Source organism: Oceaniovalibus sp. ACAM 378 (assembly GCF_008085915.1).
In the GTDB taxonomy this organism is placed as follows: Bacteria; Pseudomonadota; Alphaproteobacteria; order Rhodobacterales; family Rhodobacteraceae; genus Oceaniglobus.
The window spans coordinates 152,119-175,201 of sequence record NZ_VSJK01000012.1 but is presented as its reverse complement, the minus strand read 5'-3'; the positions used below and the strand labels follow the sequence as shown (position 1 = coordinate 175,201).

Genomic DNA, 23,083 nt, shown 5'->3' with positions numbered 1-23,083 from the left:
GTCGTCCGACGCGACACATCCAAAGGCTCTCTCAGCATCAAACTCAAGCGAGCTGGCTGGGATGAGGCATTCTTATGCAGCGTTCTCAATGGGCTGTAAGACGCGTGAGCCAAACGCGATTGCCCTGCCGCAACCTGTGACGTGCGGCACGACGCGAACAGATCGCGCTGGGACGCTACGGCAAAATAGTACCACATCGCCCCCAGCATCCCCAGCAGGGCGACAATCGCAGCAATGGCATAGATCCGGATCATCTTACACTCCGTTCAAATTCGCCGCATTGATCGCGGTCTATGGCATCCGCTACAAGGGGACAGGTTGACACATGGTCGTGAGTCCGATGAACCAGCCACCACAAATGCAGTTCGGCGAAACCTTTGCCGACTCTTTTTCTGACGGGCGTCGGTCGAACTGGGTTCGCCTGCGCACGCTGATCCTTCTACGCTCGATCGCGATCTTCGGCCAGATCGCCGCGATTGTCGTCGGCACCACGGTGTTCGACCTGTCGCTTGAATTGGGATGGTGCATCCTGACCATCGGTGCCTCGGTGATTACGAACATCGTCGCACATTTCATCTATCCCGAGAACAAGCGTCTTTCCGAGCGCGAGATGGTGCTGCTGCTGCTGTTCGACATCACTCAGCTTACGGTCCTGCTGATCCTGACCGGCGGGCTGCACAACCCTTTCGCCCTGCTGATCCTTGCTCCGGTGACGATTTCGGCAACGGCTTTGCAGCTGAGATCGACCGTTCTGGTTTCCGGCGTGGCGATTGTTGCGATAACGGCAGCGGCCCTGTGGCACATCCCGTTGATGACCGGGGACGGGACAATTCTGCGGATGCCGTCAATCTTTGTCTTCGGGTTCTGGATCGCGATCCTGATCGGCATTGTTTTTCTGGCCGCCTACGCCCGGCGGGTCACCCGCGAGGTGAATACGATGGCCGTCGCTCTGGTCGCCACCCAGATGGCTCTGTCGCGGGAACAGAAACTGACCGATCTGGGCGGGGTGGTGGCGGCGGCGGCGCATGAGTTGGGCACGCCGCTGGCGACGATCAAACTTGTGTCGCGCGAATTGCTGGACGAGATCGAAGACCCTGATCTGAGGGCCGATGCGTTGCTGATCGCCGAACAGGCAGACCGTTGCCGCGATATCCTCCGATCCATGGGCCGGGCCGGAAAAGACGATTTGCATCTGCGCAGGGCCCCGCTGGTCACCGTCGTGCAAGAGGCGGCCGAGCCTCACGGTGATCGCGGCAAGACGATCCTGTATGATGTCGGGCCGCTGGACGGTGCCGATCCCGCTCAGCCCGAGATTGAGCGCCGGCCCGAAATCATCCATGGGTTGCGCAATCTGGTGCAGAACGCGGTGGATTTCGCCAGTGATACGGTCTGGATCGACATTCACTGGTCCGATGACCGGATCCATGTGCGCATTGCCGACGACGGCCCCGGTTATCCTCCGCATTTATTGCCCCGACTGGGCGATCCGTTCCTGCGCCAACGCGGGGGGGTGCCGGACGGTCGGTCGGAATATGACGGGATGGGTCTGGGTCTGTTCATCGCCAAGACCCTGCTGGAACGCTCGGGTGCCGAACTGAGCTTTGCAAACGGCGTCAGATCAACTGATTCGGAGGCGGCGGGTGATCGGCCCCGCGGCGCCATCGTCGAAACCCGTTGGCGCCGCCGAGATATCGCCCCGGCCCCGGCTCGTCCGCGAATCGCCCTGGGCAAAAACCGTGCATTCGAGGTCTGATTGGTGATCCTGCGCCACATTTAATGCACAATCCACGGTTGCAACTGCCAGCGCGAATAGCCGCGTCAGATTTCTTAACCTTTCGTTAACATCTGTTTCCTCTTCTGAAGGCGGACAGGAATTGCGGCTTTTGTAAACGATATGGTTACGGTTGATTCAAATGACTGTTGAGCAGGCGATTGCGGCTTTGTTGGCTGTGATTGCGGCAGGGACGATTTCGTTTCTTGCCTTGCTTGGGCTCTCATTTCTCTATCGTGCACGGGCGATTGATCCGGGCGCGGTCGCCTCTCTGACCACTGGTGATGCTGTCTTTGTCTTCGATGGCGCGGTTCTGGTCGATGTGACGGAACGGGCGCAGTCGATCCTGTCGACCGCCGCACAAAAGGTGTCGGACAAGCCGGGCCTGATCGCACTTTTGGCGCAACGGTTTCCCACTCTGCCCGACGCGGTGGCGCGGCTGGAACCCCATGACCACCGGCATTTGTTCTCCAAGGACCGGACCCAGATTGCGGCGCTGCGCCGACAGGGCAATCGCCTGCGCCTGACGCTGGCGCCGGTAGAAGGCGGGGACAGCGCCGTGGAAATGGATCAGGCGACGCTGATCGCGTTGGAATCCGAGCTGAACATCTTGCGCAGCACCACCGACCATATGCCGTTTCTCGTCTGGCGCCAGAACGGCGACGGGCAGATCACCTGGGTCAATCAGGCCTATGTCGATGCCTGCAATATCTATGGTGATCCGTCGGGCCGCGGTCTCTGGCCACCGATCCGCCTGTTCGACATCGACGCGCCGGAACTGACCGCATCGACGTCGCCTGCGTCGCGTCGCGCGCGGCTGGACGGCAATGACGAAGCTCCACCGGCATGGTTTCAGTTTCACGTCACACCGCTGGATGGTGATTTCCTGATTTCGGCGATGAATGTCGACACCGTGGTCAAGGCCGAGGATTCTCAGCGGACCTTCGTGCAGACGCTGTCAAAGACCTTTGCCGACCTGCCTGTGGGTCTTGCGGTGTTTACCCGCGACCGGCGGCTGGCCCTGTTCAACCCGTCGCTGGCTGATCTAACGACGATTGCGCCCGAGAAGTTGATCCTGCGGCCGTCGATCTTTGGTTTCTTCGACACGTTGCGCGATCTTCAGATGATGCCAGAACCCAAGGACTATGCCACATGGCGCGATCAGATCGTCGATCTTGAGGCTTCGGCCGCCGACGGCACATATCGCGAGACCTGGCATCTGCCGTTCGGCCGCACCTTTCGCGTCACCGGACGCCCGCAAGTGGACGGCGCGGTCGCCTTGTTGTTCGAGGATATCAGCGATGAAGTCGGCCTGTCGCGCCGGTTCCGCAATGAAATCGAGACCGGACAATCCGTGCTTGATGCCATCGACGACGGGCTGGCGGTGTTTGCTGCGAACGGTGTGCTGACGATGACCAACGCCGCCTATGACCGCCTGTGGTCCACCGACACCCGCGAGGGGCTGGAAACGCTGGATATCAATAGCGCGGTGCAGTGCTGGACTCAGGCCAGCGTTCCGAATCCGGGGTGGGATGAGGCCCGATCTCTGGTGTTGAGCGATGCGCGCAGCACCCAGGCATGGCAGATGAACGCGATGCTGCGCGACGGTCGCGGGATGACCTGTGGCTTTCGGCGGATTGCCGGCGGATCGACCCTCGCGCGCTTTGCCCATATGCCCGCGCCACCCGGTCTTGCCAGCTCGGGCGCGCATCTGATTGCGCAAAAAGGCTGAACCGGCTTGCGGGCACGGGCCGCCTTGCTATGACTTGGGCATGGTTCACGATCCGCTTTTCACCCTCACGATGCACGGCCCCGACGAGACTGCTGGATTTGCCCGGCGGCTGGCCCGGATTCTGCGGCCCGGCGATACCGTATTGCTGGACGGGCCGATTGGTGCGGGCAAGACCCATCTGGCCCGCGCGCTGATCCGTGCCCGTCTGGGCGAAACCGGCGAACGTGACATCCCGTCGCCGACCTTCACGCTGGTCCAGACCTATGACGCTGGCGATACCGAGATCTGGCACGCCGACCTGTACCGACTGAGCGACCCGGGCGAAGTGGCGGAACTGGGGCTGGATCTGGCGTTTGATACTGCGATCTGTCTGGTCGAATGGCCCGACCGGCTTGGTGCCGAAACCCCTGCAATGGCGCTGCATCTGACCCTTGAGCCATCGGGCGAAACGCTGCGGCTGATCACCGCCCGCGCACCAAAACCGTGGGCGGCACGGCTGGAACCTCTGCTGTCGGACTACGCCGAATGACCGCCCGGCCCGAATTGATCGCCGGATTTCTGGCCCGCAGCGATTGGGCGGATTGGCAGCGCTCGCCTTTGGCCGGGGACGCATCGAACCGGCGCTATGAACGGCTGCGTGATCCGGCCACCGGTGATACCGTGGTCCTGATGGATGCCCCGGCGGAACGGGGCGAAGATGTGCGCCCGTTTACCCGTCTGGCACGGCATCTTCTGACCTGCGGGTTGTCCGCGCCCGAAATTCTTGCGGAAGACGCCGAAAGTGGCCTGTTGGTTCTGGAAGATTTCGGCGACGCGCAATTTGCCCGCAAAATCGCACAAGAGCCCGCCTGCGAAGTTGAACTGTATGACGCCGCCATTGATGTTCTGGTCGCGCTGCACCGCCATCCTCCGCCGCCCGACGTGCCGCAATACTCTCCGCCATTTACCGCCGATTTCGTCGCGCCGGCCTATGGCTGGTACGTTTCTGGGGCAACGGGCCACCTCCCCGCCGTCGCCGACAGCTTTTGCGAGGTGCTGAACGCGGCATTGCTGGAGCACGGAGCGGGCACCGATGTGCTGATGCTGCGTGACTATCACGCCGAAAATCTGGTCTGGCGGCCCGCTCACACCGGTCTGGCGCGGGTCGGCCTGTTGGATTTTCAGGATGCGATGGCCGGGCACCGGGCCTATGATCTTGCTTCCCTGCTGACCGATGCGCGCCGCGACGTGTCGCCTGCCTTGCGCGATGCGATGACCGAGCGTTATCTTGCCGCCACCGGCCTGCCGCCCGAACCGTTCCGCGCCGCCTGTGCGGTGTTGGGGGTTCAGCGCAATCTGCGGATCCTCGGGGTGTTCGCGCGCCTGTCGCTGGCCTTTGGCAAGCCGGGCTATGTCGATCTGATCCCCCGCGTCTGGGGCCATCTGATGCATGATCTGTCCCATCCGGCCCTGACGAACCTGCGCAATATCGTGTTGCGCGATCTGCCCGCCCCGACCGATACCCACCTGAAGGAGCTGAAAGCACGATGCGCAACCGTCCCGATGCCGTGATGCTGTTTGCGGCGGGGTTTGGCACGCGTATGGCGCCGCTGACGGATGCCCGCCCGAAACCCCTGATCCTCGTGGCTGGCTTGCCGCTGATCGATCATGCGCTTGCGCTGACCAGAGGGTTCGCGCGACGGGTGGTCAATCTCCACTATCGCGGCGATATGCTGGCGCAACACCTTGCGTCGCGTGATGTTGCCCTATCGTGGGAGCGTGACGCGATCCTGGATACCGGCGGCGGTCTGCGCCATGCGCTGCCTTTGCTCGGGGCCGGGCCGGTGGCGACCCTGAACACCGATGCGGTCTGGACCGGGGCGAACCCGATGGAGACATTGCTGGCCACATGGGACCCCGAAAAAATGGATGCGCTGCTGGCCATGGTTCCGCTGCACCGGGCCGAAGGACGGCAGGGCACCGGAGATTTCTCTCTCGCCCCTGACGGGCGGTTGCACCGTGGCGGCGACCAAGTCTATGTCGGGGCGCAGATCGTGAAAACCGAAGCGCTACACGACATCTCCGAGACGGTGTTTTCCCTGAACCGGCTGTGGGATCTGTACGGTCGCACGGGGCGGCTGTTTGGTGTCGAACATTCCGGCGGCTGGTGCGATGTTGGCCACCCGGGCGGCATCGCTCTGGCCGAAACGATGCTGGCGCGCGATCCGGAGCGCCGCAATTCCCGGAACGAAGGCTGACCGATGTTCGATCCCCTGCCCCATCCCCGCATCTTTGCCCTGCCCCCCGGTGCCGATTTCCCTGCCGAACTGGTGGCGGGTCTGCGCGAGCGACTTTCCGGCCCGCCCGAGTCGCTAGCCCGGGTCGATCTGTTCCTCAACACCTCTCGGATGCGCCGCCGGGTGCAAGATCTGTTTCACGCCCATACCGGCCTGTTGCCGCGCCTGCGATTGCTTGGCGATCTGTCGGGTGTGCTGCCCCCCACGGACGGCCCTGCCCCGGTGTCACCGCTGCAACGGCGGCTGGAATTGGCGCGGCTGGTCGGTCTGCTGATTGAGAGGGATCGCAGTCTGGCCCCCCGCGCGGCGATCTTCGATCTGGCCGAAAGCCTCGCCGCGTTGATGGAGGAAATGCAGGTCGAAGGTGTGGCCCCTGATGCGTTGGAGGCGCTGGATGTCAGTGACGAATCCGGCCATTGGGCGCGCAGTTTGCGATTCATCTCGATCGTGCGACAGTTTTTCGAACAGGATGCCGCGCCCGATCCGGGGCGGATGCTGCGCCAATCGGTCGACCGGTTGATCGCCCACTGGCAGGATAATCCGCCACAACATCCGGTGATCGTTGCAGGGTCAACCGGATCGCGCGGCGCGACGGCTGATCTGATGATGGCGGTGGCGCGTTTGCCGCAGGGCGCAGTGATCCTGCCCGGATTCGACTTTGACCAGCCCGATGCGGTCTGGGACAGGCTGGATGATGCGCTGTCGGGCGAAGATCACCCGCAGTTCCGTTTCGCCCGGCTGATGCAGCGGCTCGACATCACCCCCGACAAGGTTCAACGCTGGAGCGACGCCGATCCGGCCCGCGCGCGCAACCGGCTCGTCTCGCTTGCGCTGCGCCCCGCACCGGTGACAGACCAGTGGATGACCGAGGGCCCCAATCTGGGCGATCTGGCCCCCGCCACCCGCGACATGACCCTGATCGAGGCCGCGACCCCGCGACAAGAGGCGCTGGCGATTGCTCTGTGTCTGCGTGATGCTGCCGAGCGGGGTGAAACCGCCGCTCTGATCACCCCCGACCGGATGCTGACCCGGCAGGTTGCCGCGGCGCTGGACCGCTGGTCGCTGATTCCCGATGACAGCGCGGGGCGTCCTTTGGCGCTGTCCGCACCGGGGCGGTTTTTGCGGCAGGTGGCGGGGTTGTTCGGCACGCGACTGACCGCCGAAACGCTTTTGGCGCTGCTGAAACATCCATTGAGCAACTCGGCGGGTGATCGTGGCCCGCATCTGCGCCTGACCCGCGAATTTGAACTGTGGCAGCGGCGAAAAGGCCCCGCATTTCCCACGGGTGAAACCATCATGGGCTGGGCCGCCGACCGCAGCGCCGAAGACATCGCATGGGCCGGATGGCTCGCGCCGCTTCTGGCGGGGTTGGAATTCCTTGGCACAGACTCCCTGACCGTGCATCTGGAACGGCTGATCGCATTGTCCGAAGCGCTGGCCGGTGGTCCCGAAGGTGGCAGCGGCGAATTGTGGTTAAAGGAAGCGGGGAACGAGGCTGCAAAGAAGATCGCCGAACTGCGCGCCGTGGCCGACACCGGCGGCGACATGGGCACGGCGGATTTTCGCATGCTGTTGCAGGGTGTTCTGGATACCGGCGAAGTGCGCGAACCTGTGCAATCCCATCCCGGCGTGATGATCTGGGGCACGCTTGAGGCGCGGGTGCAGGGGGCCGATCTGGTGATCCTCGGCGGGCTGAACGATGGTATCTGGCCGCAACTGCCCGCGCCCGATCCATGGCTGAACCGGCGGATGCGTCAACAGGCCGGGTTGTTGCTGCCCGAACGGCGTGTCGGCCTGTCGGCGCATGATTTTCAGCAGGCGATTGGCGCGAAAACCGTCATCCTGACCCGCGCCACCCGCGACGCGGAGGCGGAAACCGTGGTGTCACGCTGGCTGAACCGGCTGAGCAACCTGCTCAGCGGGCTGCCCGGCATTGGCGGCCCCGAAGCTCTAGCCGCGATGCGCGCAAAGGGACAAGGCTGGCTCGATCTTGCCCGCGCCATCGAGGCGGATTTCGAGACGGTTTCCCCTGCGCCCCGTCCCGCCCCCCGACCGCCGGTCGAAGCCCGCCCGACGCAACTGTCGGTGACGCAGATCAAGACGCTGATCCGCGATCCCTATGCAATCTATGCCCGGCATATCCTGCGGCTGCGCCCGCTGGACCCGCTGCACCAGATGCCCGACGCGCCCCTGCGCGGCACGGTGGTGCATGCGATCTTTGAGCGTTTCGTCGCCGAAGTGCCAGATCCGACAGCGCCCGATGCGCGGGCTCGCCTGTTGGCGCTGACCGAGACTGTTCTGGCCGAAGAAGTGCCCTGGCCCACCGCCCGGCGCATGTGGGCGGCGCGGCTGGCGCGGGTCGCCGACTGGTTTCTGGACGGCGAAGCAACGCGGCGGATCGAGGCCACACCACTGGCTCTGGAAGGCAGCGGCGCCTTTGCGGTGCCCGGAACCGCCTTCACCCTGACCGGCAAAGCCGACAGGATCGACCGGCGGACCGACGGGCGGCTGGTGATCTATGACTATAAGACCGGCACACCGCCAAAGCCGCCCGAGATGGAATATTTCGACAAGCAGTTGCTGCTTGAGGCCGCCATGGCCGAGGCTGGCGCGGTCAAGGGCGTGCCCCGGGCGGCAGTGGCCGAAGTGGCCTATATCGGGCTGGGCAGCACCCCGGTGTTCACCCTCCTGCCCCTGCGCGATCACGAGGCCGAAGAACCGCTCGACCCCGATGAAACCATCGCCGGATTGCGTCGCCTGCTGGCGGCCTTTGATCGCCGGACCCAAGGGTATTCCAGCCGCCGCGCCATGCACAAGACGTGGAACGACGGTGATTACGACCATCTCGCGCGGTTCGGAGAATGGGACGAAAGCCAACCACCAATGCCGGAGGATGTCGGATGATCGCGCCAAACGAGGCCACCGCCCGCCAGATTCAGGCCGCCGATCCGGGCACGTCCACTTGGCTTTCGGCCAATGCCGGATCGGGCAAGACGCGGGTGCTGACTGACCGGGTGGCGCGGCTGTTGCTGGACGGGGCATCGCCACAGAACATCCTGTGCCTGACCTACACCAAGGCGGCGGCGTCCGAGATGCAGAACCGGCTGTTCCGGCGGCTGGGCGAATGGGCGATGACGCCCGACGCCGGGCTGCGCGCGGAACTTGGCGATCTTGGGCTGGGCGACGCAGAAGACATCGGGGCCGAGCGCCTTGCGCAGGCGCGCACGCTGTTCGCTCGGGCGATCGAAACCCCCGGTGGGCTGAAGATCCAGACGATCCACTCATTCTGCGCCGCGCTCTTGCGCCGCTTTCCGCTTGAGGCTGGAGTGTCGCCGCAGTTCACCGAAATGGATGAACGCGCCGCGCGGCTGCTGACCGATGAGATTGTCGAGGAGATGGCAGAGACCCTTGCGCCGGATGTGATCGACGGGCTGGCACGGCATTACACCGGCGAAGATTTTTCCGCCCTGATCGGCGCAGTCTCTCGTTATCGCGACCGTTTTCTGCCGCCACTGGATGATGCTGCTATATTCGGGCGGTTCGGCCTTGCCCCCGAATCGGACGCTGAAACGCTGATCGGTTCGGTGTTCCTTGGCAGTGAGCACGCGTTGTTTTCCCGCCTGCTGCCCGTACTTTCAGCCGGAACAGTCACAGACCAAAAGGCGGCGGCGGCGCTTGGTCCTGTCAATGCCACCAACCCCGGCCTTGGCGATCTGGCGATCTGCGAGGGTGTGATGCTTTTTGGCGGCACGGCCAAATCGCCGTTCGGCGCCAAGACGGGCAGCTTTCCCACCAAGGCGACACGTGGGAAACTGGGCGATGATATCACCGCGCTGGACAACCTGATGCTGCGGGTAGAGACGGCGCGCGACAGCCGACTTTGCCTGATCGCCGCCGAAAAATCCATCGCGCTGCACCGCTTCGCCCAGATTTTCCTGCCGTTGTACGAGGATCGCAAACTGGCACGCGGGTGGCTTGATTTCGAAGATCTGATTCTCAAAGCGCGCGGGTTGCTGACCGATCCGGCGGTCGCGCAATGGGTTCTGTTCCGGCTGGATGGCGGAATCGATCACATTCTGGTGGATGAGGCACAGGACACCAGCCCGGCGCAATGGAGCGTGATCGAGCGGCTGACTCAGGAGTTTTCCGCCGGAGACGGGTTACGCTCGGCGGGCGAGAGGTCGCTGTTTGTGGTCGGGGACCGGAAACAATCGATCTATTCCTTTCAGGGGGCCGATCCCGACGAATTTGAACGCATGTATGACCGGTTCCGCAGCAGGCTGTCGGGGACCGCTCCGTTGCAGAGGCTGGAACTGCAACACTCGTTCCGGTCGTCCGGTGCGGTGCTGTCGGTGGTGGATGCAGTGTTCGGCGGCGAGGGTGACGGCCCGCTTGACCTTACGGCAAGCCACCGGGCGTTTCACGATGATCTGCCCGGCCGGGTCGATCTCTGGCCGATCCTGCTTCCCGAGGATGAGGACGAGGACGCCGATTGGACCGATCCCGTCGACCGGGTCAGCCCCAACGCCGCCGATGTGCGATTGGCGCGGGCAATTGCCGGTGAAATCCGCCGGATGATCGACGACAAAGAGACTGTTCCGGCCCAAGGCGGCACACGACGCCCGGTTCATGCGGGCGATTTTCTGATCCTTGTGCAACGTCGCAAACGCCTGTTCAACGAGATCATCCGCGCCTGCAAGCAGCAGCGTCTGGACATTGCCGGGGCCGACCGGTTGAAACTTGGCGCGGAACTGGCGGTTCGCGATCTGCGCGCGCTTCTGTCGTTCCTTGCCACGCCCGAGGATGATCTGTCGCTTGCGGCCGCCCTGCGTTCGCCGCTGTTCGGGTGGAGCGAGGCAGAGCTCTATGGTCTGGCGGCGGAACGGAGCGAACGATACCTGTGGCAGGCTTTGCGCAATCGACGCGCCGAGTTTCCCGCAACGCTGGCGGTGATCGATGCCCTGCGCAAAGATGCCGATTTCTTGCGCCCCTATGACCTGCTTGACCGGATCATGCTGCGCCATCGCGGACGGGCCAATCTTTTGGCGCGGCTTGGCGACGAAGCTCAGGATGGGTTGGACGAACTGCTGAATCAGGCTCTGGCCTATGAACGGATGGATATTCCGTCGCTGACCGGGTTCCTTGCCTGGCTGGATGCCGACGATGTCGAGGTCAAGCGTCAGGCCGACAGTGCCGGCAGCCGAATCCGCGTGATGTCGGTGCATGGGGCCAAGGGGCTTGAAGCGCCGATCGTCATCCTGCCCGACACTCTGCGCAAGAAAACCGATATCCGCGACGAAGTTTTCCCGGCAGATGACGGCACCCCCCTGTGGCGCACCCGGGCCGACGAGATGCCGGAACTGCTGAAGTCCGCCAAGGCCGGGCTGGTCGAGGGTGACGATGCCGAACGGGCGCGGCTGCTGTATGTGGCGATGACCCGGGCGGAAACCTGGTTGATCGTCTGTGGCGCGGGCAATCCCCCCACGCCGTCATGGTATGGCGCCGTGGAACAGGCGATGTCGGACATGGATTTCCTGCGCTGCACCTTCCCCACCGGCGATGGCATAAGGCTTTCCCATGGCGACTGGACGGGGGGTGCGTTGGTCGAGCGGCAGGCCAAGCCCGCGCTGGTGTCGATGATGCCGGGCTGGGTGGCCCGGCCCGCACCCCTGCCCGCCGTCATTGAACCCGCGCTGATCCCTTCGGGGCTTGGCGGGGCAAAGGCGTTACCGGGCGAAATGATGCCTGAATTGCGCGACGAGGCGATGGAGCGGGGAACCGCGATTCACCTGCTGCTTGAGCATCTGCCGGGCCATGCGCCCGAATTGTGGCCCGCGATGGCCGCGCGTCTGGTGGGTGACGACCGGGCCGAGGAAACGTTGGAGGAGGTCCGCCCATCGCTGATCTCACCGGAACTGGCCGATCTGTTCGGCGCCGAGGGGCTGAGCGAGGTCGAGCTTTCGGCCCATCCGGGCGGGCAGGCGATGAACGGGATCGTCGACCGGCTGATCGTGACCGCTGACAGGGTTCTGGCCGTCGATTACAAATCGAACCGGCTGGTTCCGGAAACGGCCCAAGCGGTGCCCGAAGGGGTTCTGCGCCAGTTGGGGCTTTATGCCGCTGCACTGGCCGAAATATTCCCCGACCGCGCCATTGAGACCGCTATCCTGTGGACGCGCACTGCCACGTTGATGCCTGTGCCTGCCGCATTGTCCAAGGCGGCGCTGCTCCGGGCGCTGACCGCCACCACGACATCGTGAGATCGGGCGCACAATAACCCCGACATCTTGACGGCCCGATCCCCGGTACATAGGTTCCGGCCTGACCCCATTCCGCAGGAGAATTCACATGGCCACCTTTGCAGTCACCGACGCCACCTTCGATGCCGAAGTCAAACAGAGCGACATCCCCGTCGTCGTCGATTTCTGGGCCGAATGGTGTGGACCCTGCAAACAGATCGGCCCGGCGCTGGAAGAACTCAGCACCCAGTATGAAGGCCGGGTCAAGTTCGTCAAAGTCAACGTCGACGAGAACCCGAATTCCCCCTCTCAGATGGGCGTTCGCGGCATTCCGGCACTGTTCCTGTTCAAAGACGGAGCAGTCGTGTCGAACAAGGTGGGCGCAGCCCCCAAGGCGGCACTGGCCAGCTGGATCGAAAGCGAAATCTGAGCCATTCCGACAGGTTTCACGACAAGGGCGCCCCGCAACGGGCGCCCTTTTGCGTTTCAGACATCCCAGCCATGGCGACGCACGGCGGCGATGATCTGTTCCCCTGCCATGTCATCGCCCGCGTTGATCGTCGTCTGTTTCAGGAACCAATATAAGTATCCGGCGAAATCGGGCCGGTGGTCGGCAACCCGGGCAAAAGCGCGTTCGATGCCCAACATCGCGACATTCAGCGCGATATGGTGAAAATCGATTTGCGCGAACAGGATTGCGGGCTTTTCCAGAAAATATCCCATCAGGGCGACAGATGAATTCTGCGTCACCACATAGTCGCACCCCCGCAGCAGAGGCTCCATCGGGCGTTTTACGACCGAAAGGCGAGTGTGGGCACCGGCCAGCGTATCAAGTGCTGCGCGTTCGGCATCGTCATAGATCTCATTCGGGTGCAGCGCGGCGATGACCCGCCGGTCACCGCTGTGGGCCAGTGTTTCGCCGAGCATGGCAATCGGACTGACGGTCTGGAAACTGCGCCGGTCCAGCAATCGCCCCTGAAGCGGTACATAGACATATCCGTCACGGGTGATCTTGTCGGCGTGATGTCCGAAATGTTGCCTGCGCCGTCGGTCCCAGAACCGCTGTGCCGCCGCCCGGTCAATCATCCCGGGATCAAACGTTTCGCGGGTAATCGACCACTCCCACCGCTTTGCCGAAGCCTCGATCCGCCAGAAAGGATAAAGATAGGCAAGCCGCGTGGTCAGCGCCCGCGGGTGAAACGGATGTTCCATGTGAAACAAAGCATAGCCGGGCTGTTGCTCGGAAGCGGCGCGTGCGGCATCTGAATTGCGGCACAGTTCGACCGTCATGCCCCGGTCGTTGAACGCGGAAATCAGCCGGTTGGAATAATTGTGCTGCCCCGCCCGCGCCCGGGCCAGCAATTCCTCGTCATAAAACACGCTCAGGGTTTTGCACATCGGCAGACCGGTTGTCCTTGGCTGGGCCTGCCGCCATATAGCTTGAAACGAAAGGGCACGACATGGCTAAGAGCGAATTTCCCGGCTGGCACGGAACCACGATCATCGGCGTACGCAAGGGCGGCGAGGTGGTGATCGCCGGAGACGGGCAGGTCAGTCTGGGCCAGACGGTGATCAAGGGCACCGCGCGAAAGGTGCGCCGCCTGAAACCCGGCGGGCACGAAGTGGTGGCGGGGTTCGCCGGATCGACCGCCGACGCCTTTACCCTGCTGGAACGCCTCGAGGCCAAACTTGAGGCGACACCGGGCCAGTTGCAGCGCGCCGCGGTCGAACTGGCCAAGGACTGGCGTACCGACAAATACCTGCAAAAACTTGAAGCCATGCTGATCGTCACGGACGGCACTGATCTTTATGTGATCACCGGCGCGGGCGATGTTCTGGAACCGGAACATGACGTCACTGCCATCGGATCGGGCGGTAACTATGCGCTTGCGGCCGCCCGTGCCCTGATGGACGGCGATCTGGGTGCCGAGGAAATCGCCCGCCGCGCCATGGCGATTGCGGCAGATATCTGTGTCTACACCAACGGCAAGCTGACCGTCGAAAAGATCGCGCCGTGATGACCTTCCTCCGCCACATGGTTGGCAAACTTGCCCTTGGCACATAAGTCACACCGTAACAGAGGATGACACCCATGACCGATCTGACCCCCCGCGAAATCGTTTCCGAACTGGACCGTTTCATCATCGGCCAACAGGACGCCAAACGCGCCGTGGCCGTTGCCCTGCGCAACCGCTGGCGTCGCAAACAACTGGGCGATGACCTGCGGGACGAGGTGTATCCGAAGAATATCCTGATGATCGGCCCCACCGGCGTGGGCAAGACCGAGATTTCGCGCCGTCTGGCCAAACTGGCCCGCGCGCCCTTTCTGAAGGTCGAGGCGACGAAATTCACCGAAGTCGGATATGTCGGGCGCGACGTTGAACAGATCATCCGCGATCTGGTGGAATCCGCCATCACGATGACCCGCGACTATATGCGCGAAGACGTGAAGGCCCGGGCCCAGCAGAACGCCGAAAACCGCGTGGTTGAGGCGATTGCCGGCGAAGGCGCCCGCGAACAGACCCGCGAGATGTTCCGCAAGAAGCTGCGCGATGGTCTGTTGGACGATACCGAGATCGAGTTGGAACTGACCGACACTTCGAACCCTCTTGGCGCGATGGAACTGCCGGGGATGCAGCCCGGACAGATGGGCGGGATGATGAATCTGGGCGATCTGTTCGGCAAGGCGATGGGCGGTCGCAAGGTGAAAAAGCGGCTGACTGTTTTGGAAAGCTATGAGGTGCTGCTGGGCGAAGAGGCGGACAAGCTGCTGGACGATGAAACCGTCACTAAAGCCGCGCTGGAAGCGGTGCAGGAAAGCGGCATCGTGTTTCTTGATGAGATCGACAAGGTTTGTGCCCGCTCTGATGCGCGCGGCGCGGATGTGTCGCGTGAAGGCGTGCAGCGCGATCTGCTGCCCCTGATCGAAGGCACGACTGTTTCGACGAAATACGGCCCGGTCAAAACCGACCACATCCTGTTCATTGCATCAGGCGCATTTCACATCGCCAAACCCTCTGACCTGTTGCCCGAATTGCAGGGACGACTGCCGATCCGGGTGGAACTGCGCCCGCTTACCGAAGAAGATTTTGTGCGCATCCTGACCGAAACCGACAACGCGCTGACGCTGCAATACACCGCATTGATGAAGACCGAAGAGGTGGGCGTTTCCTTTACCCCCGAAGGTATCCGCGCGCTGGCCAAGATCGCGTTTCAGGTCAATGAAGCGATCGAGAATATCGGCGCGCGGCGTCTTTATACCATCATGGAAAGGGTGTTCGAGGAACTGTCGTTCACCGCGCCCGACCGTGGTGGCGAAGAAATCGTGGTGGATGCCGATTTCGTCGAGGCAAATCTGGGTGAACTGGCCCGTTCCGCCGATATGAGCAGATACGTGCTGTAGCCCCCTTCCCTTTCCTTGGGGAAAGGGATGAAAGGGTTGCATGACGTTCTTTCGCTTCCTTCACGCCAACCGGCTGTTTCTTTTGGCAGGCGTATTGCTGTCGTTTACCTCGAGCTATGGTCAAACGTTTTTCATTGCCCTGTTCTCGGGGCAGATCATGGAAGATTTCGGGCTGAGCGACGGACAATGGGGGCTGACCTATACCATCGCCACCACGGTATCGGCCATCGTCATGGTCTGGGCCGGGGTTCTGACCGACCAGTTTCGGATACGCAATCTGTCGGTGGTGGTGTCTCTGGGGTTGGCTCTGTCCTGTCTGGCGATGGCGGTCGTACAGCCGATCTGGGCGCTTGGGATCGTTGTCTTTGCGCTGCGCCTGTTCGGACAGGGCATGATGAGCCATCTCTGCGTCGTGTCCATGGCGCGCTGGTTCGTCGCCACGCGCGGGCGGGCGCTGTCGGTTGCGGCGATGGGTTTTGCCTTTGGACAAGCCGCGCTGCCGGTGATTTTCGTCTCGCTGCAAAAGGTGTGGGACTGGCGCCTGCTGTGGGTTCTGGCGGCGGTGCTGGTGCTGATTGCGACGCCGGTGATCTTTCGCCTGTTGAAGTCCGAACGCACGCCGCAGTCAGTTTCGGAATCCACCAGTTCCACAGGGATGAACGGACGTCAGTGGACACGGGGCGATCTGCTGCGTCACTGGTTGTTCTGGGTGCTGATACCGCTGATGCTGGGCCCAGCCGCCTGGGGCACGTCGCTGTTTTTTCATCAGGTGCACCTGACCGGCATCAAGGGCTGGGACATGGTGGATTTCGTCGCCTTGCTGCCGCTGTTCACAGTGGCATCAATCGCCGCGACATTTGGCACCGGCGCATTGATCGACAGGTTCGGCACTTCGCGGCTGATGCAGTTGTATCTGGTGCCCTTCATCATCTCGTTCTTCGTGATGGCCGGCGCCGAAACACTGTGGGGCGCGGCATTGGCGATGATGTTGCTTGGCATCGGCACCGGCAGTCAGGCCACCATTCCTGTCGCGTTCTGGGCCGAATACTATGGCACCCGGCATTTAGGGGCGATCCGTGCGCTGTCCGGGGCGGTCATGGTGTTCGGATCGGCCATCGGACCGGGGATCACGGCGGCGCTGATCGACCGGGGCATCGATTTCCCCGATCAGATGTGGGCAATGTCCGCCTATTTCGCCTTTTCGGCAGCGATCAGTACGATTGCCATCGCCAAGGCGCGCCAAACGTTAACGGTTGCGCCTGAGATAGACGTAATACGCGCCTGAGCCGCCATGGCTCTGATGCGCCTCCGAAACCTGCAATACTGCCTGCGACAGCGGCGCCATGCGCAACCACTGTGGAACCTGCCGTTTCAAAACTCCGGGGCCAGATCCAAACGGATCGTGCCGTTTACCCGACCCCTTGCCGGTAATCACCAACACCAACCGCCGGCCCATGGACTGCGATCCGAGGATAAACGAGGTCAGCGTCGGATTTGCCTGAGCCAGCGTCATACCGTGCAGATCGACCCGCCCCTCCACAGGCAGTTTGCCGCGCCGCATACGGGTGAACGCCTTGTGATCCATGTTCAGCCGGTCCTGTGCCAGACGCTGCTGAACCGGCGGAACAAGATCGAAGGCAGGCCGGGTGTCGCGCACCCGCTGGCCCATGGTGAACGTCGGAATCGGCGCGCGCGGCGGTTCGGGATCGGGGGGTGGTGGTGCAGGCTCGGGTGGATACGACGGCTTGCTGCGGGCTGGATGCATCGGCACGGCCTGATCCGCAACGCGACGCCAAAGCGCGCGGTCCTCGGCGCTCAGCCGGGGGGGCAGTTTACCGCGCACCACCTGTCAGAATCCGGGAGCAAGCGCATAGGCACGCTGAATCGGCATGAGCACGATCATCCGCCCGCGGTCTTTCACCCGCCCCGCTCGCAGACCGGCGGTGCGACCGGTACCGAAGAATATGTCGGCCCGCTGTGCGCCTTTGATCGCCGACCCGGTGTCCTGGGCAATCATCAGCCGTCGCATCGGTTCACGCCCGCCTTTTTCGATCCAGACGGGCGCACCCAACGGGGTGAAACGCGGATCGACGGCGACCGAGCGCAGGGTGGTAATCGACCGGTTCATCGCGCCCAGCGGACCCCTATCGGCAGGCACTTCACTGACTTCGCGGAAAAAGACATAGGACGGATTATGGCGCATCAGTTCGGCGCCGTCTTCTGGATTGGCCTTGACCCAGGCGCGGATCGCTTGTGCCGAAGCGGCATGGGGCGGAAAGGTACCACGGCGGATCAGCTCTTTCCCGATAGAGCGATAGCTGTGCCCGTTTTTCCCGGCATAACCCACGCGCATCCCGCCACCCTCGGCCAGTTTGACCCGGCCCGACCCTTGCACGTGCAGGAAATAGACATCGACCGGATCGTCGATCCAGGCGAGTTCCAGCCCCTTTTCCTCCATCACGCCCTCGGTTTCGATCGCCGCACGTGAATGCCAAGGTTGCCCCTGATCCGCGTCGCCTGGAAGGCCATAGAGTGGATACTGGTATTTTCCACCACGAAATCGTGATCCGCTGAGTTCAGGTTCATAATACCCGGTGAACAACATCGGATCGCCGTCTTCGATCAGCACCGGACGAAAGAACAGTTCAAAGAATGTACGCGCGTTAGTCTGACTGGCCGCCACGGCGCAAACGCTGCGCCATTCCGGATCGCGCATGTCGCGGCAGGTGTCTATGAACACCGACAGGGCTTCGGCGTGATCGTCGTTCTGCCATCCGTTGAGATCTGAGAACGACAGGATCTTGTGTGTTGTCTCGGCCAAGGCAGGAGGCGGGGTGGTCATCGAGACCAACCCCGCAAGCCAGGCTGCGACAACGGCACGGATCATTCCCCGGTGGCGACCAGTTGCCAGTTCGGATCGTTCGCACCCATGGTGCGCCCGAAGGTCCAGACGTCGCGCTGTCGCTTGATCTCGGTTGCGCTGCCTTCGATGATGTCGCCACCATGGTCGCGGACCACCGATGTCAATTCGCCGGTGAACCGGATGGTTACTTCGCCAAACTGGGTATCACGGGCGTATTCTGCCTCAGTCAGCGCAATTTCACGCAGGCCAATGAAACTCGCGTCGACCGTCAAACCTTTTTCGCGGCGGTCATGAATCACCTCTTCAAAAGCCTCGGCCACCTCGGGCGCAAGAAACGAACGAACCTCCGAGATATCGCCATTTTCAAAGGCCATCAGGATCATCTCATAGGCGCCACGCGCACCGGTGAGAAATTCGGTTACGTTGAAATCCGGCTCGGCCAGTTTCATTGCTGAAAGTGCCTTGGCGCTGGAGGTGCCATCCTCGACATGATCGGTGATGTCCCGGTCCGGCCCGCCTTCGATCACTTCGAAACCGCGGCGGTCCCGCTTTGCGTCGGTCGGGGTCGGGCCAGTCACCGGCGGTTTTTCAAATCCATCACGGGTACCTAGCACATTGCGCAGCCGCAAAATCAGAAAAACCGCGATGGCGGCCAGTACTAAAAGCTGGATCACGGCGGAACTCATCTGAACCTCATTCGGGGGCGGGGGTTTGTTTCGCCGCCTTTCTCAACATATGTAGGTGCGGGGGACGGTCAAGTCCACCACTGCACGGGAATACGGAGGTTGCTATGTGGCTGTTTGTGCTGTTTCTTGCCATTCCGCTGATCGAGATCGCACTGTTTATCCAGATTGGCGGGCTGATCGGGCTCTGGCCGACGTTGGGCGTCGTGATTCTGACGGCGATTCTGGGCACCTGGCTGGTTCGGGCGCAGGGTGCGCTGGCCCTTGGTCAATTGCGCGGTTCGTTCAATGAATTGCGCGATCCGACAGAACCTCTTGCCCATGGTGCGATGATACTTCTGGCGGGGGCGTTGTTGCTGACGCCGGGCTTTTTCACCGATTTCTGCGGGTTCGCGCTGCTGATTCCCGCGGTTCGCGCCGCTGCGTTCCGGTTTTTGCGCGCAAGGATCAGCGTTCAGGGCTTCAGTTATGGCAATAAGCCGCCGCACGCCACCACCGAACGATACCCGGGCGATGATAAAGGCCCGGTGATCGACGGTGATTACCACGAGGTCGAAGAATCGTCCAAGCGTCCGACCCATCCGCCCCGCACCGGACCGTCAGGTTGGACCCGGCATTGAGCGCCATGTGACGACCTGCTAGAACCGCTGCAACCAATTTTGATCAAGGAGCCGGATATGGCCGAACCCGAAGCGACGACACCCGAAGCCCCCAAGACACCGGCGATTCCGCAACTGCGGATTCTCGGGCAGTTCATCCGTGACATGTCGTTTGAAAACATCGTGTCGCGCAACGGATCGAACGGCGCGGTGACCCCCGATGTGCAGGTTCAGGTGGCGTTGGACGCCAAGAAACGCGGTGAAGGCCAGTTCGAAGTGACCGCCAAGTTCAACATCACCTCAAAGAACAAGGAAAGCGAAGCCACCCTGTTCGTGCTTGAACTGGAATACGGCGGTATCTTTGCCATCGAGAACGTGCCGGACGATCAGCTGCACCCGTTCCTGATGATCGAATGCCCGCGCATGTTGTTCCCCTTTGTGCGCAGGATCGTCAGCGATGTGACCCATGACGGCGGTTTTGCACCGCTGAACCTGGACACGATCGATTTTGTCGCACTGTATCGCCAAAGCCTGCAACAGCGTGCCGCTGCGCAAAAAGCCAGCGAAGCAAAGCCGAACTAGAGCGATCCGCCTCTACCAACAGACCACTGGAACGAAATCCGGCCGATCAACGGGCCGATTTCGTTCCAGTGGATAACCGCCTCGTTCAGCGGTGATCAGGCCTTGTTCCAAATCGCGCCGTCGCCCATGGCCTGAACAAAGGCGTTATGGGCGGCGGCTTCGGCATCGCTCAGCCGTGAAGGCAGGGCACGGGGCCGGGGATACGGGCGCCATGTGGCATCTCCGGATGATCCCTTCGCCCTTGTGGTTGCCAGCACCAGATCGGGCTGACGTCCGCCAATCAACTCCAGATACACTTCGGCCAGAATTTCCGAGTCCAAAAGCGCGCCGTGCAGAGTGCGGGACGAGTTGTCGATCCCAAACCGGCGGCACAAGGCATCCAGCGACGACGGCGAGCCGGGGAATTTCTTGCGCGCGATGGCCAGAGTATCGATGGCTTGGGTGATCGGTAGTGCGGGCAGACCCATCCAGCCAAGTTCAGCATTCAGAAACTTCATATCGAAGGCGGCGTTATGGATCACCATCTTCGCATCGCCGACAAAATCGACAAATTTCCGGCCCACGGCCGCGAACAGCGGCTTGTCGCGCAGAAAATTGTCACCCAATCCGTGAATTTCGAACGCGCCCTGCGGCATGCTGCGTTGGGGATTGATATATTCGTGAAAGGTCTTTCCGGTCGGCATGTGATTGAACAGTTCGACCGCGCCGATCTCGACGATTCTGTCACCGGTTTCCGGTTCAAACCCAGTGGTTTCTGTATCGAGAACGATTTCACGCATCTGCCTGCCCTTTTCTGATCTGCCGCATCAGCACCGCAACCGCCCGTTCGGCTCTGTCCAGCGTTGTCGTATCAATGACCACGTCGGCCCGTGCGCGTTTCTCGGCGTCGGGGAGCTGTTTGGCAAGGATCCGCTCGAATATCTCTTCGCTCATTTCGCCCCGCGCCATGACTCGGCGGCGCTGTTCAGCGGCATCGGTCGACACGACGACAATGGTGTCCATCTGCGCATCGGCCCCGGTTTCAAACAATAGCGGAACGTCAAGAACGATAATCGCTGCCGATGATCCTTCGACAAAGGCGCGCCGGTCCGCAGCGACCAGCGGGTGAACCAATGCTTCAATCCGGTTCAACGCTGCAGGGTCCCGGGCGATCCATTTCTTCAATCGCGCCCGGTCCACCTGTCCGTCCTGCACCGCATCGGGGCAGAGGGCCGCCATGGGCGCAACCGCCGCGCCATCAATGCCATAGATCCGATGTACGGCCGCATCCGCATCCCACACCGGAACCCCCAGTGCAGCGAACATGCCCGCCGTCGTGGATTTGCCCATGCCGATAGAGCCGGTCAGTCCGATCAGATGAGGCCTGCTCATCCGCCCAGAACCACCTCGCGGGTGCGAGCGTCAACCTCGGGGCGCATACCGAACCAGCGTTCGAACGCCGGTGCCGCCTGATAGATCAGCATCCCCAACCCATCGACGGTGACACAGCCGAATTCGCGTGCCCGTTGCAGGAATGTGGTGTCGAGCGGCGTATAGACCAAATCCGACACCACCGCTGTGGATGACAACCCGTCCAGCGGTACCCGGAAATCCGGTTTGCCCTGCATCCCCAAGGAACTTGCGTTTACCACGGTTTGCGCCTCGTCGAGCGCATTTCCGGCCTTTACCCAATCATAAACCACAATCTTGCCGCCGAATTCGGCTCTCAGCGCTTCGGACCTTGCGCGGGTGCGGTTGGTCAGGCGGATTTCCGGCACCCCGGCATCAATCAGTGATGTGATGACCGCACGGGCCGCACCCCCGGCGCCAAAAACCGCAGCCGGTCCCGACTTGGCATCCCAGCCCGGCGCAGATTGCCGCAGGTTTTGAATAAACCCGTAACCATCTGTATTGTCAGCATGAATCTTGCCGTCGGCACGAAAAATAAGCGTATTAGCTGCCCCGATCAATGCCGCACGATCGGTCACCAGATCGGCAAGCTCCAACACCGCTTCCTTATGGGGAATCGTCACATTGCAGCCGACGAACCCCATCTTTGGCAGGGCGCGGATCACTTCGGCCAGGTTCGACTGAGCCACATCCATGGGGATATAGAAGCCACGCAGCCCTAAGGTACGCAGCCAATGTTGATGCAGCGCCGGCGAACGACTGTGGGCGATGGGGCTGCCGATCACGCCGGCCAGTGGGATTTTTGCTTCGGTCATGATCGCAGAATGCCTTTCAACGTCAGCCACGACAAGAGCTCGAGCAGTGGCAGACCCAGTACTGTGAAATAATCGCCCTCAATACGCGTAAAGAGGCGCGCGCCTTCCTCCTCCAATTTGTAGCAGCCGACAGAGTGGCGAATGCTCTCCCAGTTTCGCGCTATATATTCGTCGATATACGTGTCGGAAAGATCACGCATCGTCAGGCGCACGGTTCCCACATGACGCCAGACCGGACGGGCATTTTCAAACACTACTATGGCCGAAAGCAGCCGATGGCTCTGCCCCGACAGCGCGCGCAGTTGCGCACCGGCATCCTCAGGTGAGTCTGGCTTGGCCATAATGCGCTGTCCGATCTCAAGCACCTGATCACAGCCGATCACCAATCCATTCGGGTATTTCTGCGCCACTTTCGCCGCCTTGAACTCGGCCAGAGCATCGGCAACATCGCGGGGCGTCGCCTGCTCGGCCTGCATCGCGGCACGGATCGCATCTTCGTCGATCCTTGGCGTTTCCACATCAAAGACCACCCCGGCCCGTTGCAACAGCTGTTGCCGGATGGCCGAAGAAGACGCGAGGATCAGTTGCGGCGTCATGGGATTATTCCGTGGATAAGTCACCCCGAAGGGTTGGGGCAAAATGGGACAGAAAGCAGGCATCACTGCTCATACAGGAATTCCAAGTTTCTTTTCACCTTTCGTCCAGAAATTGTCCACCGTGGATGAACCTTG

At 62.1% G+C, this 23,083-nt stretch carries 21 protein-coding genes and 1 pseudogene; 13 read left to right on the top strand and 9 right to left on the bottom strand.

Annotated elements, in window-relative coordinates:
• Window positions 1-254 (bottom strand): annotated as a pseudogene (locus FQ320_RS26040) (hypothetical protein); the annotation flags it as partial.
• 104 nt (window positions 255-358) lie between these two features.
• Here FQ320_RS26040 and regB point away from each other — a divergent pair.
• The 8 genes from regB (at window position 359) to trxA (ending at window position 12,448) form a co-directional block, all read left to right on the top strand.
• Complete coding sequence (gene regB / locus FQ320_RS17140) at window positions 359-1,753, top strand: sensor histidine kinase RegB (protein WP_148474451.1); 1,395 nt, start codon at window positions 359-361, stop codon at window positions 1,751-1,753.
• A 160-nt stretch (window positions 1,754-1,913) separates the two neighbouring features.
• Window positions 1,914-3,503: a PAS domain-containing protein gene (locus FQ320_RS17135; protein ID WP_148474407.1), complete on the top strand. Its 1,590-nt coding sequence runs from the start codon at window positions 1,914-1,916 to the stop codon at window positions 3,501-3,503.
• Window positions 3,504-3,573: 70 nt separating this feature from the next.
• On the top strand, window positions 3,574-4,032 hold the full coding sequence (gene tsaE / locus FQ320_RS17130) for a tRNA (adenosine(37)-N6)-threonylcarbamoyltransferase complex ATPase subunit type 1 TsaE (RefSeq protein ID WP_255509576.1): 459 nt from the start codon (window positions 3,574-3,576) through the stop codon (window positions 4,030-4,032).
• Window positions 4,029-5,054, top strand: coding sequence for an aminoglycoside phosphotransferase family protein (locus FQ320_RS17125; RefSeq protein WP_148474403.1), 1,026 nt, complete (start codon window positions 4,029-4,031; stop codon window positions 5,052-5,054). The genes tsaE and FQ320_RS17125 overlap by 4 nt, the downstream gene beginning before the upstream one ends.
• A complete protein-coding gene (locus FQ320_RS17120; RefSeq protein WP_148474401.1) occupies window positions 5,030-5,740 on the top strand; it encodes a nucleotidyltransferase family protein in 711 nt (236 codons plus the stop codon). The genes FQ320_RS17125 and FQ320_RS17120 overlap by 25 nt, the downstream gene beginning before the upstream one ends.
• A gap of 3 nt (window positions 5,741-5,743) precedes the next feature.
• On the top strand, window positions 5,744-8,683 hold the full coding sequence (gene addB, locus FQ320_RS17115; protein ID WP_148474399.1) for a double-strand break repair protein AddB: 2,940 nt from the start codon (window positions 5,744-5,746) through the stop codon (window positions 8,681-8,683).
• Complete coding sequence (gene addA, locus FQ320_RS17110; protein ID WP_148474398.1) at window positions 8,680-12,039, top strand: double-strand break repair helicase AddA; 3,360 nt, start codon at window positions 8,680-8,682, stop codon at window positions 12,037-12,039. Before addB ends, addA begins: the two co-directional genes overlap by 4 nt.
• A gap of 88 nt (window positions 12,040-12,127) precedes the next feature.
• Window positions 12,128-12,448: a thioredoxin gene (gene trxA / locus FQ320_RS17105; protein WP_148474396.1), complete on the top strand. Its 321-nt coding sequence runs from the start codon at window positions 12,128-12,130 to the stop codon at window positions 12,446-12,448.
• Between the two features lie 56 nt (window positions 12,449-12,504).
• Here trxA and FQ320_RS17100 read toward each other — a convergent pair whose 3' ends face one another.
• Complete coding sequence (locus FQ320_RS17100; RefSeq protein ID WP_148474394.1) at window positions 12,505-13,416, bottom strand: hypothetical protein; 912 nt, start codon at window positions 13,414-13,416, stop codon at window positions 12,505-12,507.
• Between the two features lie 62 nt (window positions 13,417-13,478).
• On the opposite strand from FQ320_RS17100, the gene hslV reads away from it, so the two are divergent.
• The 3 genes from hslV to FQ320_RS17085 all read left to right on the top strand — a co-directional run bounded on the left by hslV (window position 13,479) and on the right by FQ320_RS17085 (window position 16,706).
• Window positions 13,479-14,036 carry an ATP-dependent protease subunit HslV gene (gene hslV / locus FQ320_RS17095; RefSeq protein WP_148474392.1) on the top strand — a complete coding sequence of 186 codons (558 nt, stop codon included), beginning with the start codon at window positions 13,479-13,481 and terminating at the stop codon, window positions 14,034-14,036.
• 74 nt (window positions 14,037-14,110) lie between these two features.
• Window positions 14,111-15,421, top strand: coding sequence for an ATP-dependent protease ATPase subunit HslU (gene hslU, locus FQ320_RS17090; protein WP_148474390.1), 1,311 nt, complete (start codon window positions 14,111-14,113; stop codon window positions 15,419-15,421).
• A gap of 40 nt (window positions 15,422-15,461) precedes the next feature.
• Window positions 15,462-16,706 (top strand): nitrate/nitrite transporter, encoded by a 1,245-nt coding sequence (locus FQ320_RS17085; RefSeq protein WP_148474388.1) that lies wholly within the window; start codon window positions 15,462-15,464, stop codon window positions 16,704-16,706.
• Here FQ320_RS17085 and FQ320_RS17080 read toward each other — a convergent pair.
• Genes FQ320_RS17080 through FQ320_RS17070 form a run of 3 tightly spaced genes read right to left on the bottom strand, consistent with a single transcriptional unit; the run spans window position 16,668 to window position 18,970 of the window.
• The gene (locus FQ320_RS17080; RefSeq protein ID WP_255509564.1) at window positions 16,668-17,267 is read right to left on the bottom strand and encodes a Smr/MutS family protein; all 600 of its coding nucleotides are present in this window, start codon (window positions 17,265-17,267) and stop codon (window positions 16,668-16,670) included. The two genes, FQ320_RS17085 and FQ320_RS17080, sit on opposite strands and share 39 nt — an antisense overlap.
• Window positions 17,268-17,270: 3 nt before the next feature.
• Window positions 17,271-18,308 (bottom strand): murein transglycosylase A, encoded by a 1,038-nt coding sequence (locus FQ320_RS17075; protein ID WP_148474386.1) that lies wholly within the window; start codon window positions 18,306-18,308, stop codon window positions 17,271-17,273.
• On the bottom strand, window positions 18,305-18,970 hold the full coding sequence (locus tag FQ320_RS17070; protein ID WP_148474384.1) for a Tim44/TimA family putative adaptor protein: 666 nt from the start codon (window positions 18,968-18,970) through the stop codon (window positions 18,305-18,307). The genes FQ320_RS17075 and FQ320_RS17070 overlap by 4 nt, the downstream gene beginning before the upstream one ends.
• A gap of 104 nt (window positions 18,971-19,074) precedes the next feature.
• Here FQ320_RS17070 and FQ320_RS17065 point away from each other — a divergent pair, with 104 nt between their 5' ends.
• Window positions 19,075-19,587: an FxsA family protein gene (locus FQ320_RS17065; RefSeq protein WP_148474382.1), complete on the top strand. Its 513-nt coding sequence runs from the start codon at window positions 19,075-19,077 to the stop codon at window positions 19,585-19,587.
• A gap of 57 nt (window positions 19,588-19,644) precedes the next feature.
• Entirely contained in the window at window positions 19,645-20,148 is a 504-nt protein-coding gene (gene secB / locus FQ320_RS17060; RefSeq protein WP_148474380.1) for a protein-export chaperone SecB, read from the top strand.
• 95 nt (window positions 20,149-20,243) lie between these two features.
• On the opposite strand, the gene dnaQ is transcribed toward secB, so the two are convergent.
• Genes dnaQ through FQ320_RS17040 form a run of 4 tightly spaced genes read right to left on the bottom strand, consistent with a single transcriptional unit; the run spans window position 20,244 to window position 22,948 of the window.
• Complete coding sequence (dnaQ, locus tag FQ320_RS17055) at window positions 20,244-20,927, bottom strand: DNA polymerase III subunit epsilon (RefSeq protein ID WP_148474378.1); 684 nt, start codon at window positions 20,925-20,927, stop codon at window positions 20,244-20,246.
• Complete coding sequence (coaE, locus tag FQ320_RS17050) at window positions 20,920-21,519, bottom strand: dephospho-CoA kinase (protein ID WP_148474376.1); 600 nt, start codon at window positions 21,517-21,519, stop codon at window positions 20,920-20,922. The genes dnaQ and coaE overlap by 8 nt, the downstream gene beginning before the upstream one ends.
• Entirely contained in the window at window positions 21,516-22,352 is an 837-nt protein-coding gene (locus tag FQ320_RS17045) for a shikimate dehydrogenase (protein ID WP_148474374.1), read from the bottom strand. Before FQ320_RS17045 ends, coaE begins: the two co-directional genes overlap by 4 nt.
• The gene (locus tag FQ320_RS17040) at window positions 22,349-22,948 is read right to left on the bottom strand and encodes a nucleoside triphosphate pyrophosphatase (RefSeq protein ID WP_148474372.1); all 600 of its coding nucleotides are present in this window, start codon (window positions 22,946-22,948) and stop codon (window positions 22,349-22,351) included. Before FQ320_RS17040 ends, FQ320_RS17045 begins: the two co-directional genes overlap by 4 nt.
• Window positions 22,949-23,083 lie beyond the last annotated feature (135 nt).

Bases quoted from the DNA above. Each gene is read 5' to 3' on its own strand.
- regB (WP_148474451.1), top strand. From the start codon at position 359: ATGCAGTTCGGCGAAACCTTTGCCGACTCTTTTTCTGACGGGCGTCGG.
- FQ320_RS17135 (WP_148474407.1), top strand. From the start codon at position 1,914: ATGACTGTTGAGCAGGCGATTGCGGCTTTGTTGGCTGTGATTGCGGCA.
- tsaE (WP_255509576.1), top strand. From the start codon at position 3,574: ATGCACGGCCCCGACGAGACTGCTGGATTTGCCCGGCGGCTGGCCCGG.
- FQ320_RS17125 (WP_148474403.1), top strand. From the start codon at position 4,029: ATGACCGCCCGGCCCGAATTGATCGCCGGATTTCTGGCCCGCAGCGAT.
- FQ320_RS17120 (WP_148474401.1), top strand. From the start codon at position 5,030: ATGCGCAACCGTCCCGATGCCGTGATGCTGTTTGCGGCGGGGTTTGGC.
- addB (WP_148474399.1), top strand. From the start codon at position 5,744: ATGTTCGATCCCCTGCCCCATCCCCGCATCTTTGCCCTGCCCCCCGGT.
- addA (WP_148474398.1), top strand. From the start codon at position 8,680: ATGATCGCGCCAAACGAGGCCACCGCCCGCCAGATTCAGGCCGCCGAT.
- trxA (WP_148474396.1), top strand. From the start codon at position 12,128: ATGGCCACCTTTGCAGTCACCGACGCCACCTTCGATGCCGAAGTCAAA.
- FQ320_RS17100 (WP_148474394.1), bottom strand. From the start codon at position 13,416: ATGTGCAAAACCCTGAGCGTGTTTTATGACGAGGAATTGCTGGCCCGG.
- hslV (WP_148474392.1), top strand. From the start codon at position 13,479: ATGGCTAAGAGCGAATTTCCCGGCTGGCACGGAACCACGATCATCGGC.
- hslU (WP_148474390.1), top strand. From the start codon at position 14,111: ATGACCGATCTGACCCCCCGCGAAATCGTTTCCGAACTGGACCGTTTC.
- FQ320_RS17085 (WP_148474388.1), top strand. From the start codon at position 15,462: ATGACGTTCTTTCGCTTCCTTCACGCCAACCGGCTGTTTCTTTTGGCA.
- FQ320_RS17075 (WP_148474386.1), bottom strand. From the start codon at position 18,308: ATGATCCGTGCCGTTGTCGCAGCCTGGCTTGCGGGGTTGGTCTCGATG.
- FQ320_RS17070 (WP_148474384.1), bottom strand. From the start codon at position 18,970: ATGAGTTCCGCCGTGATCCAGCTTTTAGTACTGGCCGCCATCGCGGTT.
- FQ320_RS17065 (WP_148474382.1), top strand. From the start codon at position 19,075: ATGTGGCTGTTTGTGCTGTTTCTTGCCATTCCGCTGATCGAGATCGCA.
- secB (WP_148474380.1), top strand. From the start codon at position 19,645: ATGGCCGAACCCGAAGCGACGACACCCGAAGCCCCCAAGACACCGGCG.
- dnaQ (WP_148474378.1), bottom strand. From the start codon at position 20,927: ATGCGTGAAATCGTTCTCGATACAGAAACCACTGGGTTTGAACCGGAA.
- coaE (WP_148474376.1), bottom strand. From the start codon at position 21,519: ATGAGCAGGCCTCATCTGATCGGACTGACCGGCTCTATCGGCATGGGC.
- FQ320_RS17045 (WP_148474374.1), bottom strand. From the start codon at position 22,352: ATGACCGAAGCAAAAATCCCACTGGCCGGCGTGATCGGCAGCCCCATC.
- FQ320_RS17040 (WP_148474372.1), bottom strand. From the start codon at position 22,948: ATGACGCCGCAACTGATCCTCGCGTCTTCTTCGGCCATCCGGCAACAG.